This is a genomic window from Micromonospora sp. IBSANI012 (genome assembly GCF_052814045.1).
In genome coordinates this window covers 4,993,973-5,008,885 of the sequence record NZ_CP199933.1, presented here as the reverse complement: position 1 = coordinate 5,008,885, position 14,913 = coordinate 4,993,973, and the positions used below count along the sequence as shown (strand labels likewise).

Annotated in this window: 14 protein-coding genes; 6 read left to right on the top strand and 8 right to left on the bottom strand. The window is 75.4% G+C overall.

The features are described from left to right. The first annotated feature begins 178 nt into the window (after positions 1–178). The 4 genes from ACTWM8_RS23070 (at position 179) to ACTWM8_RS23055 (ending at position 5,900) form a co-directional block, all read left to right on the top strand. Positions 179–670: a DUF3145 domain-containing protein gene (locus ACTWM8_RS23070; protein ID WP_154942635.1), complete on the top strand. Its 492-nt coding sequence runs from the start codon at positions 179–181 to the stop codon at positions 668–670. 96 nt (positions 671–766) lie between these two features. Continuing rightward, positions 767–2,494, top strand: a complete 1,728-nt coding sequence (locus ACTWM8_RS23065; RefSeq protein ID WP_446210851.1) for a glycoside hydrolase family 3 protein — start codon at positions 767–769, stop codon at positions 2,492–2,494. Between the two features lie 89 nt (positions 2,495–2,583). Further along, entirely contained in the window at positions 2,584–3,624 is a 1,041-nt protein-coding gene (locus ACTWM8_RS23060; RefSeq protein WP_446210850.1) for a glycosyltransferase family 2 protein, read from the top strand. Continuing rightward, on the top strand, positions 3,621–5,900 hold the full coding sequence (locus tag ACTWM8_RS23055) for a hypothetical protein (RefSeq protein ID WP_446210849.1): 2,280 nt from the start codon (positions 3,621–3,623) through the stop codon (positions 5,898–5,900). Before ACTWM8_RS23060 ends, ACTWM8_RS23055 begins: the two co-directional genes overlap by 4 nt. 38 nt (positions 5,901–5,938) lie before the next feature. On the opposite strand, the gene ACTWM8_RS23050 is transcribed toward ACTWM8_RS23055, so the two are convergent. The 8 genes from ACTWM8_RS23050 to ACTWM8_RS23015 form a co-directional block, all read right to left on the bottom strand. Beyond that, positions 5,939–6,571 carry a lipoprotein gene (locus tag ACTWM8_RS23050; RefSeq protein WP_446210848.1) on the bottom strand — a complete coding sequence of 211 codons (633 nt, stop codon included), beginning with the start codon at positions 6,569–6,571 and terminating at the stop codon, positions 5,939–5,941. 85 nt (positions 6,572–6,656) lie between these two features. Further along, positions 6,657–7,367 (bottom strand): class I SAM-dependent methyltransferase, encoded by a 711-nt coding sequence (locus ACTWM8_RS23045; protein ID WP_446210847.1) that lies wholly within the window; start codon positions 7,365–7,367, stop codon positions 6,657–6,659. 187 nt (positions 7,368–7,554) lie between these two features. Then, positions 7,555–8,979 (bottom strand): acyl-CoA carboxylase subunit beta, encoded by a 1,425-nt coding sequence (locus ACTWM8_RS23040; protein WP_446210846.1) that lies wholly within the window; start codon positions 8,977–8,979, stop codon positions 7,555–7,557. Positions 8,980–9,001: 22 nt separating this feature from the next. Continuing rightward, positions 9,002–10,228 (bottom strand): beta-ketoacyl-ACP synthase II, encoded by a 1,227-nt coding sequence (fabF, locus tag ACTWM8_RS23035; protein ID WP_446210845.1) that lies wholly within the window; start codon positions 10,226–10,228, stop codon positions 9,002–9,004. A gap of 2 nt (positions 10,229–10,230) precedes the next feature. Then, the gene (locus ACTWM8_RS23030; RefSeq protein WP_088960922.1) at positions 10,231–10,470 is read right to left on the bottom strand and encodes an acyl carrier protein; all 240 of its coding nucleotides are present in this window, start codon (positions 10,468–10,470) and stop codon (positions 10,231–10,233) included. 87 nt (positions 10,471–10,557) lie between these two features. Beyond that, the gene (locus ACTWM8_RS23025) at positions 10,558–11,502 is read right to left on the bottom strand and encodes a beta-ketoacyl-ACP synthase III (RefSeq protein WP_154942643.1); all 945 of its coding nucleotides are present in this window, start codon (positions 11,500–11,502) and stop codon (positions 10,558–10,560) included. Beyond that, the gene (locus ACTWM8_RS23020) at positions 11,499–12,668 is read right to left on the bottom strand and encodes an acyltransferase domain-containing protein (protein ID WP_446210844.1); all 1,170 of its coding nucleotides are present in this window, start codon (positions 12,666–12,668) and stop codon (positions 11,499–11,501) included. Before ACTWM8_RS23020 ends, ACTWM8_RS23025 begins: the two co-directional genes overlap by 4 nt. Before the next feature lie 87 nt (positions 12,669–12,755). Next, a complete protein-coding gene (locus ACTWM8_RS23015; protein ID WP_446214638.1) occupies positions 12,756–13,994 on the bottom strand; it encodes a PucR family transcriptional regulator in 1,239 nt (412 codons plus the stop codon). A 204-nt stretch (positions 13,995–14,198) separates the two neighbouring features. Here ACTWM8_RS23015 and ACTWM8_RS23010 point away from each other — a divergent pair, with 204 nt between their 5' ends. After that, a complete protein-coding gene (locus ACTWM8_RS23010) occupies positions 14,199–14,393 on the top strand; it encodes a hypothetical protein (RefSeq protein ID WP_446210843.1) in 195 nt (64 codons plus the stop codon). A gap of 101 nt (positions 14,394–14,494) precedes the next feature. Next, positions 14,495–14,902 (top strand): hypothetical protein, encoded by a 408-nt coding sequence (locus ACTWM8_RS23005; protein ID WP_446210842.1) that lies wholly within the window; start codon positions 14,495–14,497, stop codon positions 14,900–14,902. The last annotated feature ends 11 nt before the right edge of the window (positions 14,903–14,913 follow it).

Here is a 14,913-nt window from a genome sequence, read left to right as displayed (position 1 = left end):
GGTCGGCCACCGTGCCTGTCCGGAGAGCACAACCGGGTCACCGGTCCGGGTATTTCCCCCCGGCGAATTTTCCGATTCGCTGGCGCACCATCCGTCACAGAGTCATCATGTGTTGCAGGAACCACTCGGGTGGTCGAGGTCGTAGGGGAAGACGCACCTCGGTCTCCGGGAGGTCACCGTGCCAACGCGTGGCGTCGTATACGTCCACTCAACCCCGCTCGCCGTGTGCTCGCACGTCGAGTGGGCGATCGCGCGCGTCCTCGCCGCGCCGGTCAACCTGCAGTGGACGGGCCAGCCCGTCGATCCCGGCGCCCGCCGGGCCGAGTGCGGGTGGACCGGTAGCCCGGGGACGGGCGCCGAACTGGCTGCTGCCCTCCGGCAGTGGCCCATGATCCGTTTCGAGGTCACCGAGGAGCCCAGTCCGGGCGCCGACGGTGAACGCTTCATGTACGTCCCCGGCCGTGGCCTGTTCCGGGCCACCGTCGGCGCGGCCGGCGACATCCAGCTCGGCGAGGACCGGCTGCGCAGCATCATGGCGACCGCCCGCGCCCCGGAGGCGCTGGCGCACGCCCTCGACAAGGCGCTCGGCACCGCCTGGGACGCCGAGCTGGAGCCCTACCGGTACGCCGGGGACGGCGCCCCGGTGACGCTGCTCACCCGGGTCGGCTGAGCCCGGGCGGGCACCCGGACACCCGGTGGGGGACCGGCACACCCCACCGGCCGGCCGCCCGGCTCCGGTTGCCGCGACGAGTCGGCAGCGGGTTTGATGGGCTTCGTGCCGACCTCACCGCGACGTGCCGGCGTCGCCCTCGCCGCCCTGACCGCGCTACTCGTCTCCGGGTGCTCGGCGGAGCCGGAACGACCGCGCCCGGCGCCGAGCCCGTCGGCCTCCGCCACGCCCGGCCCGGCCGGCACCCCGGCGGCCGACCCGGCCGCCCGGGCCGCCGCGCTGGTCGGCACGCTCGCCGACGAGGACCTGGTCGGCCAGGTGCTGATGCCCTACGCGTACGGCAGCTCCGCCACCGACGTCACCGCCGCCTCGGCCGCCGGCAACCGCGCCCTCGCCGGGGTCGACACCCCCGCGGAGATGGTCGCGAAGTACCGCCTCGGCGGGGTGATCCTGGTCGGCTTCAGCGCCGACGACCCGACCTCCGGCAACCAGGCAACCACCAACGTCGACAACCCGGCCCAGGTGCGCGACCTCACCACCGGGCTGCGCGCCGCCGCGGCGAAGCTCCCCACCGGGGCGGCGCCCTTCCTGATCGGCACCGACCAGGAGTACGGCGTGGTGACCCGGATCACCGACGGGGTGACCACCCTGCCCAGCGCGCTGGCCGCCGGGGCGGCCGACGACCCGGCGCTGACCGAGGCCGCCTGGCGCGCCGCCGGCGCCGAGCTGGCCGCGATGGGGATCAACCTGGACTTCGCCCCGGTCGCCGACGTGCTGGCCACCCGCAGCACGGTGATCGGCTCCCGCTCCTTCGGCGCCGACCCGAAGCGGGCGTCGGCCCAGGTCGCCGGCGCGGTGAAGGGCCTGCAGAGCGCCGGCGTCGCGGCCAGCGTCAAGCACTTCCCGGGCCACGGGCTCAGCGCCGCCGACTCGCACAAGGACCTGCCGGTGATCAGCCAGCCGCGCAAGGAACTCGACGCCACCGCGTTCCCGCCGTTCACCGCCGGCATCGACGCCGGGGCGATGGCGGTGATGTCGGCCCACCTCGACGTCAAGGCGGTCGACCCGGGCACCCCGGCCACCTTCTCCCGCAAGCTCCTCACCGACGTGCTGCGCGGGCAGCTCGGCTTCCGGGGCGTGGTGATCACCGACGGGATGAACATGGCGCCGGCCAAGCGCTGGGCGCCGGGCGAGGCCGCGGTCCGGGCGCTGCTCGCCGGCAACGACCTGATCCTGATGACCCCGCACGTCGGCCAGGCGTACGACGGGCTGCTGGCCGCGCTGCGCGACGGGTCGCTGCCCCGGCCCCGGCTGGTCGAGGCGGCCACCCGGGTGCTGACCATGAAGTTCCAGCTCGCCGACCGGCCCGCCCCGGCGATGTCCACGCTGAATAGCGCGGAGCACCGCAAGGCGGCGCAGGACCTCGCGGCGGCGGCGGTGACCGTGCTGCGCGGCTCCTGCGGCGCCCCGGTGCGCGGCCCGGTGACCGTCACCTCCTCCGCCGGCCGGGACCACACCCGGGCCGCGCTGACCGAGGCGCTCACCGCGGCCGGCGTGCCGGTGGTGCCGAGCGGCGGCACCAAGGTGCACCTGGTCGGCTACGGCGACGGCGCGGACGACCTGAGCGCCGACGCGGCGGTGACGGTGGCGATGGACACCCCGTACGTGCTGGAGAAGGCGAAGTCGCCGACCCTGCTGGCCACCTACTCCTCCAGCCGTACCTCGATGACCGCCCTCGCCGACGTGCTCGCCGGCCGGCAGCGGCCGGGCGGCCGGTCGCCGGTGCGGGTGCCGGGGCTGCCGGCCACCACCTGCGCGGCCTGAGGTCCCCGCGACCGGCCCGGACGGAGCCCGTCCGGCTGATAGCGTGCGGTGGTCCACCAGGGGAAAGACGCGCGGGAGGGGCGAGCGCCGTGACGCGACCGGAGCCGGCCCTCTCGGTGGTGGTGCCGATGTTCGACGAGGAGAGCGTCCTGCCGCTGCTCGCCCGGCGGCTGCGCGCGGTCCTCGACGGCCTCGGCGAGGCGTACGAGGTGGTGGCCGTTGACGACGGCAGCACCGACGGCACCGGGGCCGGGCTGGCCGCGCTGCGCGCCGGCTGGCCCCAGCTGCGGGTGCTGCGGCTGCGCCGCAACAGCGGCCACCAGGCGGCCCTGGTCGCCGGGGTGCTCCGGGCCCGTGGCCGGTACGTGGTCAGCATCGACGCCGACCTCCAGGACCCGCCGGAGACGATCGTCGAGATGCTCCGCCTCGCCCGCGACGACGACCTCGACATCGTCTACGGCGTCCGGGCCGACCGCCGCACCGACAGCGCGTTCAAGCGGTGGACCGCAGCCGGCTACTACCGGCTGATGCGCCGCCTGGTCGGCAAGCAGGTGCCCGCCCAGGCCGGCGACTTCCGGCTGCTCAGCCGCGCCGCCGTCGAGGCGCTGCGGGAGCTGCCCGAGCGCAGCCCGGTGCTGCGGCTGGTGGTGCCCTGGCTCGGCTTCCCCAGCGGCGAGGTCAGCTACCAGCGCGACGAGCGGGCCGCCGGGCGGACGAAGTACCCGCTGTCCCGGATGGCCGGGCTGGCCGCCGAGAGCGTCACCAGCTTCTCCGCCGCGCCGCTGCGCGTCGCCACCTGGCTCGGGCTGGCCGGGGTGGCGGTCTGCGGGGTGCTGGTGGTGGTGGCCGTCCTGGCCTGGCTGGCCGGGTCCACTGTCTCCGGCTGGCCCTCGCTCTACGTGGCGGTGCTCTTCCTCGGCGCGGTGCAACTGCTCTGCCTCGGCCTGCTCGGCGAGTACGTGGCCCGGATCTACACCGCCGTGCAGGGCCGGCCGGCGTACTTCGTCGCCGCCGACAGCGCCGACAGCGCCGACAGCGCCGACAGCCCCGACAGCCCCGACGGCCCGGCGGCCGGAGCGGACGCCGCCGGCCCGGCGGGCGCGGGCGAGCTGGCCGACAGCCTGCGGTGACCGCCCTCGCCACCGGCGACGCCGCCCGGGCCGCCGCCGCGCCGCGCCGCCGGCCGGCCCCGGCCCGCTTCGCGCCGGCTCTCTCCGGGTACGCCGTCGTCGCGGTCACCCTGCTGGCCGCCGGCACCCCCGCAGCGGACCTGATCCGCTACACGCTCTACGCCGCGCTCGCCGTGGCGCTGCCCGGCACGCTGCTCTGGCGCACGCTGCGCCGCCGGCCGCACACGCTGGTCGAGGACGTGGCGATGGGCAGCGCCCTCGGGCTGGTGCTGGAGCTGGTCGCCTGGGCCGCCTGCACCGCCGCCGGCCTGCCGGGCTGGCTGCGGCTCTGGCCGGTGGCGGTGCTGCTGCCGTACGCCGCCGTGCCCCGGCTGCGCCGGCACTGGCGGACCGGTGCGACGACCTCGGTGCCGACCGGCTGGGCCTGGTCGCTCGCCGGGGTGGTCGCCGGGTTCACCCTCTACCTCAGCGAGTCGTTCCTGCGGGTCAACCCGGTGCTGCCCACCGACGAGGGGCAGGCCCAGTACATCGACCTGGCGTTCCAGCTCTCGCTGGCCGGCGCGGCCACCCACCAGGTGCCCCCGGAGGTCCCCCAGGTGGCCGGCGAGCCGCTGCACTACCACTGGTTCGGCTTCGCCCACCTCGCGGCAGCCAGCCTGGTCAGCGGCGTCGACCTGCCCACGGTCTTCTTCCGGCTCGCCGTGCCGGCGCTCTGTGCGCTCGCCGCCGTGCTGGTCGCGGTGGTCGGCTGGCGGGTCACCGGCCGGCCGTACGCCGGGCTGGTCGCCGCCGGGCTGATGTTCACCGTGGGGGAGTTCGGCTTCGAGAACGGGCTGCGGCAGCTCTTCGGCAGCCAGGTCACCTTCATCGTCTGGGGCAGCCCGTCGATGACGTACAGCTGGGTGCTGCTGCTGCCGCTGATCGCCGTGCTGGCCGAGATCGTCGGCCGGGCCCGGGGCAGCACCGTCCCGCCGGTGGGCCGGGGCGCCTGGATGCTGGCGGTCCTGCTGCTCGCCGCCTCCACCGGGGCCAAGGCCAGCTCGGTGCCGGTGGTGCTGGCCGCGCTGGCATTCACCGTCGCGGTGCTGCTGGTGACCCGGCGGCGGCCGCCTCGGCCGGTGCTCGTCGCGGCGGCGCTGGCCCTGGCGGCGCAGGTGTTCGCCACCGCCGTCCTCTTCGCCTTCGAGAGCCACGGGGTGACCGTGGGGCCCTTCTCCGGGCTGCGCCCGTACGTCGGCGAGGGGCACTCCGGCCCGGTGACCGCGCTGCTCTGGGCCGGGGTCCTGGTCGCCTTCCTGCTCAACCTCCAGCTCCGCCTCGCCGGCGTGGTGGCGCTGCTGAGGCTGCGCCGGTGGCGGCTGGAGCCGGCGCAGGTCTTCCTGCTCGGCGGGGCGCTGGCCGGTCCGGCGGTCTACCTGCTGCTCGCCCACCCGGGCAGCAGCAACCAGTACTTCACCCGGACCGGCTTCGCGTTCGGGGTGCTGCTGTCCGGCTGGGGCTTCGTCGAGCTGCTGGACCGGGCCGCGCTCACCACCCGGGGACGGGTGCTGCTCGGCGCGGGCGCGGCCGGCCTCGCGCTGGCGCTGACCGCGTACCAGCTGCGCTTCCCGGCGACCGTGCCGCCCGACCGGCCGTACGCCGCGGTGCTGCCGCTGCTCTGCTGGGCGGCGGCCCTGCTGGTGGCGGTCGTCCTGGTGGCCCTGCTCTGGCCGGGGCTGGTCGACCGCTGGCCCGGGCTGGCCGGCCGGGGCCCGCTGGTGCTGCTCACCGCGGTGCTGGTGGCCGGCGCGCCGGGCCTGGTGCTCGACGCGGCGGCGGCCCGGCACTTCACCAACGGCGGGGCGTACGCGGTGGAGCGGATGCCGGCCTCCCGGGTGCAGGCGGCCCGCTGGGTGCGCGCGCACAGCGCGCCGGAGGACGTGCTGGCCACCAACGTGCACTGCCGGGTGGTGGTGAGCGGCTGGTGCGACGCCCGCTCGTTCTGGCTCAGCGGCTACGCCGAACGGCCGGTGCTGGTGGAGGGCTGGGCGTTCGCGCCCCGGATGGTGGGCCGGCCCGAAGGCCCGTACGCCCCGTTCTGGGACGCCGAGCGGCTGCGCGCCAACGACGCCGCGTTCACCGCGCCCACCGCCGCCGGCCTGGCCGAGCTGCGCGACCGGTACGGCGTGCGCTGGCTGGTGGTCGACCGCACGGTCGACCCGGAGTCCCCGGACCTGGCCGAGCTGGCCGACCTGCGCCACGAGAACGCGCGGATGGCCGTCTACCGCCTGCGTTGACGCCCGGCCCGCCGGGTGGCGGGCCGGGCGCCCGGCGGTCACTTCGGCAGGTTGGTGCTCGACTTGGCCAGCTGGTACGCCGGGAGCATCGCGGTGAACTCCTCGTCGTCCGCCCCGCCGAGGGTGACCAGGATCTTGCCGTAGAGGCTGGACACCAGGATCGCCCGCTTCCGTCCGTCGTCACCGGTCCAGGTCGCCTCGAACGAGTCCAGCGGGCCGGCCTTGGTGCGCCGGTACTGCCGCTCCTCGGCCGAGCCGTAATCGTCGATGAACTTGTCCAGGGTGATCTGCGGCGTCCGGGGCGTCGCCCCCTCGACCCGCCAGACCCGCAGGAAGCCGATGTGCCCGGCCGGCTTCGCGTCGATCTCGCAGAGCGGCACCGCCGGTCCGATCTGGAAGTCCTTGCCGGAGGTGACCGCCTTGACCTTCCACTTCGCCGGCACCGAGAAGGTGATCGGCAGCGGGCAGGTGCTGCCCTCCGGGCCGACCGTGGTGCCGGCGGCGGCCGGGGCGACCTCGTCGTACCAGGGTGCACCGGCCGCGATCGGCGAGGCGGTCGGGCTGGCCGACGGCGACGGCGACGGCGCCACGGCGGGCTCCTTCGCGTCCTCGGCACAGCCGGTCGCCACGGTCAGGGTGAGCGCGGCCAGTACGGCCACCCGTCGGATCATCTGTCACGTCCCCCGTCGGATCTCGTGCCGTCGATGCGACGGCCGGCCGATGCTAGCGGACGGGACCCCTTGCGGGGTGGGCGGTTCAGGCCGGGCGGTGGGCCCGCAGCATCAGCGAGACCCCGGGCAGCGACCGCACCGGCAGGTACCGCTCGGCGGTGACGACCGTGCGCAGCCCCAGGTTGACCAGCGGGTGCAGCTCGCCCAGGTCGCTGCCGGTGGAGGTGCGGCGCCGCCAGGCGGCGACCGGGCGGAGCAGGACGTTCCAGCTCCACAGCTCGTCGACCACCAGGCCGGCCTTCTCCACCACCGCCCGCAGCGACTCCCGGTCGTAGCGGCGGACGTGCCCGACCGCCACGTCGTGGGCCGACCAGAGCGCCATGTCGCAGGGCACCGCGATCAGGGCCGTCCCGCCTGGGCGCAGCGTGCGGCGGATCTCGGCGGCGGCCAGGTGGTCCTCGTCGAAGTGTTCGAGGATGTCGAAGGCGACCACCAGGCCGAGGCTCGCCGATCCGACGGGCAGGTGCCGGGCGTCGGCCCGGATCACGTCGAGCCCGCGTTCCCGGGCCACCCCGGCGCCGTCGACGCTGTACTCCAGGGCCAGCGGGCGCCACCCGTGCGCCCGCAGCACCCGGGTGTTGCCGCCGCCGGCCGCGCCGACGTCCAGCGCCCGCCCGGGACGTGCCCCGGCCGCGGCCAGCCGGCGCAGCGACCGGGCCAGCAGGGCACGCCGCTCGCGGTACCACCAGTGGGCGTCCTCGAGCGCGGCGAGCTTGCGGATCTCCGTCGCTTCCACGGCGTGCTCCTCGCGGGTTCGGCGGCCCTCACCCTAACCGCCCGGTTGGTGACCGCATCGAGGAGTGGACCGGCAACTACCGCCGGGGCAACGAGCGGACCGCCCGGCAGCACCCACGCAACCGGGGCTGAGACGCGGTCAGGGCCCGCGCCCGAATAGGCGCGGACCCTGACTGGTACGACCGGTGCTACAGCGGGATGTTGCCGTGCGCGCCCCGCGCGGCGGGCGCCCCGGCGAGCGCCTCGGCGATCCGGCGCCGGGTCTCCTCCGGCTTGATCACGTCGTCCACCACGCCGATCTCCAGTGCCCGGTTCACCCCGCCGGCGACCCGGGTCTGCTCCTCGATCAGCTGCGCGCGCAGCGTCTCGCGCTCCTCCGCCGGGGCGGCGGCGAGCTTCTTGCGGTGCAGGATGTTGACCGCCGCGCTGGCGCCCATCACCGCGACCTCCGCGTTCGGCCAGGCGAAGACCGCGGTCGCGCCGAGCGAGCGGGAGTTCATCGCGATGTACGCCCCGCCGTACGCCTTGCGGGTCACCAGCGTCACCCGCGGCACCACCGCCTCGGCGAAGGCGTGCAGCAGCTTCGCCCCGCGCCGGACCACGCCGTCCCACTCCTGGCCCAGGCCGGGCAGGTAGCCGGGCACGTCGACCAGCACGATCAGCGGCACCCCGAGCGAGTCGCACATCCGCACGAAGCGGGCCGCCTTCTCGGCGCTGGACGCGTCGAGGCAGCCACCCAGCCGCAGCGGGTTGTTGGCGATCACGCCGACCGTCCGGCCGGCGAACCGGCCGAGCGTGGTGACCACGTTCGGCGCCCACTTGGCGTGCAGCTCCACGCCGGGGGCGTCCAGCAGCGCCTTGACCACCGGCTTGACGTCGTACGCCCGGTTGGTCTCGGCGGGCATCTTCGCCATCAGGTCGTGCCCGTCCTCGACGCCGGTCGCCACGTCGTCGGGGGAGAGCCGGCCCTGGCGGCCGAGCAGCGCGGCGAGCTTGCGCGACTCGACCATCGCCGCCTCGTCGTCGGCGCAGGTCACGTGCACCACGCCGGAGCGCCGGCCGTGCGGCTCGGGGCCGCCGAGCCGCGCCATGTCGACCTGCTCGCCGGTGACGCTGCGGACCACCTCGGGCCCGGTGACGAAGATCCGCCCGGCGCCGCTCATCACCACGATGTCGGTCAGCGCCGGCCCGTACGCCGCGCCACCGGCCGCCGGTCCGAGCACCACCGAGATCTGCGGCACCCGGCCGGAGGCGCGCACCATGGCGGCGAAGACCTGCCCGACGGCGTCGAGCGCGACCACGCCCTCGGCCAGCCGCGCGCCGCCGGAGTGCCACAGGCCGAGCACCGGCACCCGCTCCCGGACGGCGGTGTCGATCGCGTCGACGATGTGCCGGCACCCCTCGGTGCCCATCGCGCCGCCCATCTTCGTGGCGTCCGTGGCGTACGCGATCGCCGGCGTGCCGTCGATCTCACCCCGCGCCCAGAGGACGCCGGAGGTGTCCCGCGGTGCCAGCAGGCGCAGCGAACCGGCGTCGAACAGGGCCCGGAGGCGCAGCTCCGGATCCCGGTAGTCCACGGTGGATGTGTCCGCACCGACGGCGGTGGTGGTCACGTGAGCCTCCAAGGCTGTGGTCTCAGGCCCGCGTGAAGACGAGAGCCACGTTGTGTCCGCCGAAGCCGAACGAGTTGTTCAGCGCGGCGGGGATGTCCATGTGGCGCGCCTTGTTGGCGGCCACGTCCAGAGTGAGGCCGTCGTCCGGGTCATCGAGGTTGATCGTCGGGGGTACGACACCGTCGCGGATCGCCAGGATCGTGGCGATCGACTCCAGCGCGCCCGCCGCGCCCAGCAGGTGACCGGACATGGACTTGGTGGCGGTCAGCACCGGGTGGTCGCCGAGCGCCTCGTGCAGCGCCTTGATCTCGGCGATGTCCCCGACCGGGGTCGAGGTGGCGTGCGCGTTGACGTGGACGATGTCGGACTTCGCCACGTCCGCGTCGGCGATCGCCTTGGCGATGGCCCGGATCGCGCCCGCACCGTCCGGGTGCGGCTGGACGATGTCGTAGCCGTCGGAGGTGATGCCCGAACCGGCCAGCCGCGCGTACACCCGGGCGCCCCGGGCGGCCGCGTGCTCGGCCCGCTCCAGCACCAGGATGCCGGCGCCCTCGCCGAGCACGAACCCGTCACGGCCCTTGTCCCAGGGGCGGGAGGCCCGCTCCGGCTCGTCGTTGCGGGTCGACATGGCCCGCATCGAGCTGAAGCCGGCGATCGGCAGCTGGTGGATGACCGCCTCGGTGCCGCCGGCCACCACCACGTCGGCCCGGCCGGCACGGATCATGTCCATGCCGAGCGCGATGGCCTCCGCGCCGGTCGCGCAGGCGCTGGCCACCGAGTGGACGCCCGCCCGGGCGCCCAGCTCCAGCCCCACCCAGGCGGCGGGGCCGTTGGGCATCAGCATCGGGATGGTGTGCGGGGAGACCCGGCGCGGGCCGGACGCCTCCAGGATGTCGTCCTGGGCGAGCAGGGTCAGCGCGCCGCCGATGCCGGAGCCGACGCTGACGCCCAGCCGGTCCGGGTCGGGCCCGTTGTCGGCCAGGCCGGCGTCCGCCCAGGCCTGCTGCGCCGCGATGATCGCGATCGCCTCGGAACGGTCGAGCCGGCGCAGCTTGACCCGGTCCAGCAGGCCGGCCGGGTCGACCGCCAGCTGGGCCGCGATCCGGACCGGCAGCTGCCCGGCCCACTCCTGGGTGAGCGCACTCACCCCGGAGCGGCCGGCGAGCATGGCGTCCCAGGTCGACGCGACGTCCCCGCCCAGCGGGGTGGTCGCGCCGAGCCCGGTGACGACGACGTCGATGCGACTCATGATCAGGACTGCGCCTCGATGTAGGTGACGGCGTCGCCGACGGTCTTGAGGTTCTGCACCTCGTTGTCCGGGATCTTGACGCCGAACTTCTCCTCGGCCGCCACCACGACCTCCACCATGGAGAGCGAGTCGACATCGAGGTCGTCGGTGAAGGACTTCCCCTCGGCCACGTCGTCCGGGTTCACCCCGGCAACCTCTTCGAGGATCTCGGCGAGGCCGGTGGTGATCTCGTCACGGGTCATTTCGGTTGGTTCCTTTCATCGGGGGTTACTCGGCGGGCGGCGACGCGCCGACCGCCACTCCTCGGCGCTGGCGCGCCGGAGGGGGTCTCAGGGGCAGCGGACGACCTGACCGGCGTAGGTCAGGCCGCCGCCGAAGCCGAACAGCAGCACCGGGGCGCCCGAGGGCACCTCCCGCCGCTCGATCAGCTTGGACAGGGCCAGCGGCACGCTCGCCGCCGAGGTGTTGCCGGACTCGACGATGTCCTTGGCGATGATCGCCTGCGGGATGTTCAGCCGCTTCGCGATGCCGTCGATGATCCGGGCGTTGGCCTGGTGCGGCACGAACGCGGCCAGCTCCGACGGGTCGACCCCGGCCCGCTCGCAGGCCTGCAGGGCGAGCGGCGCCAGCGCGGTGGTGGCCCAGCGGAAGACCGCCTGACCCTCCTGCGCGATGTACGGGCGCCAGCCCTCGATGCGTACCGCGTCGCTCTTCTCCGGCACCGAGCCCCAGACCACCGGGCCGACCCCGGCCGGCTCGCCCTCGGCGGCGGCGGTGACCACCGCGGCCCCGGCGCCGTCGCCGAAGATGATGCAGGTGGAGCGGTCGGTCCAGTCGGTGAAGTCGGAAAGCTTCTCCGCGCCGACGACGATCGCGTTGCGCGCCGCCCCGGCCCGGATCGCGTGGTCCACGGTGCCGAGGGCGTACGCGAAGCCGGAGCAGGCGGTGTTGATGTCGTACGCGCCCGGGGCGGCGATGCCCAGCTTGGCGGCGACCCGGCAGGCCACGTTCGGGCTGCGGTCGACCGACGTGCAGGTGGCCACGACGACGAGGTCGATGTCGGCGGCGGTGAGGCCGGAGTTGGCCAGCGCCTTGCCGGCGGCGGCGGTCGCCATGTCGGCCACCGTCTCCCCGTCGGCGATCCGCCGGGTGACGATGCCGACCCGGTCCCGGATCCACTCGTCGTTGGTGTCGACCAGCTGGGCGATGTCGTCGTTGGTGACGATGCGGGAGGGCTGGTAGTGGCCCATCGCGAGGATCCGACTGCCGGTCATACGTGGCCTCCGATGCGGGCGAGGGGTTGGCCCGGCGCGACCGGGTCGTCGTGGTGGGCGAGCCACTCGGTGAGCAGGCCGCTGTCGTGCGCGGTCACCTCGACCGGCCCCTGCCGGGTCGCGATGTGGCCGATCACCTGGCCGGTGCGCAGGTCGGCGCCCTCGGCGAGGTCGGCGGTCGGTTCGAACGTCCCGGCGGCGGGGGAGACCACCACCCGGAACTGGACCACCGGCTCGTGACCGCGCAGCCCGCTGTGCCGGGCGATCAGGTCGCGCGCGGCCGGCAGGTCGTCGGGGGTGTTGAGGGTGACGATCTCGGGCCCGCCGGTGGCCTTCAGCTCCCGCTTGATCAGCCCGGCCAGGGTGCCGGCCGGGGGCAGCTCGATCACGCCGGTGACGCCGAGGTCGGCCAGGGTGCGCATGCACAGGTCCCAGCGGACCGGCGCGGTGACCTGGCGGACCAGCCGCTGCACCATCTCCCGACCGTGGTTGACCGCCGAGCCGTCGAGGTTGGACAGCAGGATCCGGGCCGGCTCGGCCGGGGTGATCCCGGCGGCCACGCCGGCCAGCGCGGCCTCGGCGGGGGCCATGTACGGGGTGTGGAACGCGCCGGCGACCTTGAGCCGGGTGATCCGGGCCTTCGCGGGCGGCTCGGCGGCGAGCTTGTCCAGCGCGTCGAGCGCCCCGGCGGCGACGATCTGGCCGGCGCCGTTGCGGTTGGCCGGGTGCAGCCCGTGCGCCGTGATCGCGGCGAGCACCTCGTCCGGGTCGCCGCCGAGCACGGCGGCCATCCCGGTGGGCTCCAGGGCGCAGGCGGCGGCCATCTCCCGGCCGCGTACCCCGGCGAGGGTGATCGCCGCCTCGGCCGGGAGGACCCCGGCGAGCGCGGCGGCGCCGAGCTCGCCGACGCTGTGGCCGGCGGTGACCGCGACGTCGTACATCGGCAGGTGCTCGGCGGCGAGCAGGGCCGCCGCGACCAGCAGCGGCTGCGTCCGGGCGGTGTCCTTGATCTCGTCGGCGTCGGCCTCGGTGCCGAGGTGCACCAGGTCGACCCCGGCGAGCGCGGACCACCACCGCAGGCGGGCCTCGGTGCCGGGCAGGTCGAGCCAGGGGGTCAGGAAGCCGGGTTTCTGGGAACCCTGGCCGGGGGAGAGTACGGCGAGCACGTCTATGACTCTCCTGGATACCTCTGGGTAGCGCTGTACTGGCACCGACCAAACCGCACTAGAACCTTTGGAGGGATCCTACAAAAATCAACGGCGGTCATCACCCGTCTGTGACGTTTTCCTGACGCCTGGGGTCATTGTCTGGGTCGGGACGGGCGTGACCGCCGGGACGACCGGGTCGAGCCGACCGACGGTCAGCGCCACCTGGAGGGCGAACGCGTCCCGGGGCGACAGCGGCGAGAAGCCGGTGACCTCGGCGATCCGGCGCAGCCGGTAGCGGACCGTGTTCGGGTGCACGAACAGCGACCGGGCCGCGCTCTCCAGCGTCCCGCCCGCGGTGAAGAAGGCGTCCAGGGTCTCCAGCAGCTCGCCGCCCGCGCGCACCAGCGCCGCGTACACGTCGTGCCGCAGCCGCCGGCGGGCCTCGGCGTCGCCGGCGAGGGCCCGCTCGGGCAGCAGCTCCGCCGCCGGCACCGGGCGCGGTGCGGTCGGCCAGGCCGACGCGGCGCGGAACCCGGCGAGCGCCGCCCGCGCCGACTCCGTCGCCTCGTCCAGGCTGGGTACGGCCGGCCCCACCACCACCGGCCCCTCGCCGAACGCGGGCAGCAGCTTCTCGGTGGCGGCCACCGGGTCCGCCGCCCCGCCGAGCACGATGACCAGCCGGTCGCCGTGCACGCCGCCGATCACCTCCACGCCGATCCGGCGGGCCTGCCGGTAGACGGTGTGCAGCACGGCGGCCACCTCGCCGCCGGGGGAGCGGCCCACCGCCACCGCCACCGGCGGCGCGTCCGACCAGCCCAGCGCCGCCGCCCGGCTGGCCAGCACGTCGGGGGAGTCGCCGCGCAGCAGCGCGTCGACCAGCAGCGCCTGGAGCCGGGCGTCCCATGACCCGCGGGACTCGGCGGCCCGGGCGTACACCCGGGCGGCGGCGAAGGCGATCTCCCGGGAGAACCGCAGCACCGCCTCGCGCAGCTGCTGCTCCTCGCCCGGGGCGGCCAGGTGCGACACCTGCTCCTCGACCACGTCGATGGTCACCTTGATCAGCGCCACCGTCTGCTGGAGGCTGATCGAGCGCGCGAGGGCCTCCGGCGCGGTGGCGAAGACCTCGTCGGAGACCTCCTGGGTGCTGTCCGCGCTGCCGCCGCCCGAGCGCAGCCACTGCACCAGGGACCGGGCCCCGGCCTGGGCCACCAGCATGACCCAGGAGCGCTGGTCGGCCGGGAGCTCGCGGAACCAGGGCAGGCTCTCGTCCATCCGGGCCACGCTGGCGGTGGCCAACGCCCCCGCCGCCCGTTCGATCCGGCGGAGCGTGGCCGACAGCTCCATCCCGCCCGGCTCGCTCACCGGTCCAGCCTGACACGTGCTGACCTGGCGATCCACGCCGGGCGGTCACTGGGGCGCGGTCAGCCCCAGCTCCTGGGCCAGGATGGCCGCCTGCACCCGGCTGCGCAGCTCCGGTTTCGCCAGGATCCGGCTCACGTGGGTCTTTGTGGTGCTTTCCGCCATCGCCGGCCGCTGCGCGATCTGCTGGTGGGACAGGGCAGGGCGCTGCTCGGCTGGGCGATCGCCTGCGGCCTGCTCGGCGCGGCGATCATCTACGTCGACGACGCCGAGCGCATCCGCGAGCTGGTGAACCGGATCCGCAGCCGCACGATGGTCATCGTGCTCTGGCTGGTCGCCTTCCCGGTCTGGGAGACGATCTTTCCGCGCCGCCCGAAGCGCTGACACCCGGGTACGCGCTGCACACGGCGTCGGTGCCGGCCAGTACGGTGACGTGGGCGCCGGGGCGACCTCCCGGCGCGCGACGCGAGCGTGAGGAGACCGGGATGGCGCACGGGGAGGCCGAACACGGCTGCGCCCAGGGCGAGCCCTGCCGGCTCGGCAACCACGAGCAGCAGGGGCCGCTGCGGCCCCACCGCCGGCTCGCGGCGGTGCCCTGCCCGGCCGAGCAGGCCGGCCGGGCGCCCGAGCGGGCCGACGACGAGGTGACGGTGCCCCGGCAGCGTCCCGCCGAGCCGGCCCCTGCGGAGGCGGCGACGTCCCGGCCGCGCGGCGTCGAGCCGGGCCCGCGCCCGTCGGCCGGCGAGCCGGCCACGTCGGGCGAGCCCGACCCGACCACCCCCCGGGCCTGCCGCAGCGACCTGGCCGGCTGGGCCGGCGCGCACCGGCACGGCCCGGTCCGCCCCAGCCGCCGCCCCGACCGCCGGGAGCGGCCCCCGCACCGCTGGTGCTGACCACCCGGCGG

Coding starts and splice junctions, on each gene's coding strand:
- ACTWM8_RS23065 (WP_446210851.1), top strand. CDS start 767: ATGGGCTTCGTGCCGACCTCACCGCGACGTGCCGGCGTCGCCCTCGCC.
- ACTWM8_RS23050 (WP_446210848.1), bottom strand. CDS start 6,571: ATGATCCGACGGGTGGCCGTACTGGCCGCGCTCACCCTGACCGTGGCG.
- fabF (WP_446210845.1), bottom strand. CDS start 10,228: ATGAGTCGCATCGACGTCGTCGTCACCGGGCTCGGCGCGACCACCCCG.
- ACTWM8_RS23030 (WP_088960922.1), bottom strand. CDS start 10,470: ATGACCCGTGACGAGATCACCACCGGCCTCGCCGAGATCCTCGAAGAG.
- ACTWM8_RS23025 (WP_154942643.1), bottom strand. CDS start 11,502: ATGACCGGCAGTCGGATCCTCGCGATGGGCCACTACCAGCCCTCCCGC.
- ACTWM8_RS23015 (WP_446214638.1), bottom strand. CDS start 13,994: ATGGAGCTGTCGGCCACGCTCCGCCGGATCGAACGGGCGGCGGGGGCG.
- ACTWM8_RS23005 (WP_446210842.1), top strand. CDS start 14,495: ATGGCGCACGGGGAGGCCGAACACGGCTGCGCCCAGGGCGAGCCCTGC.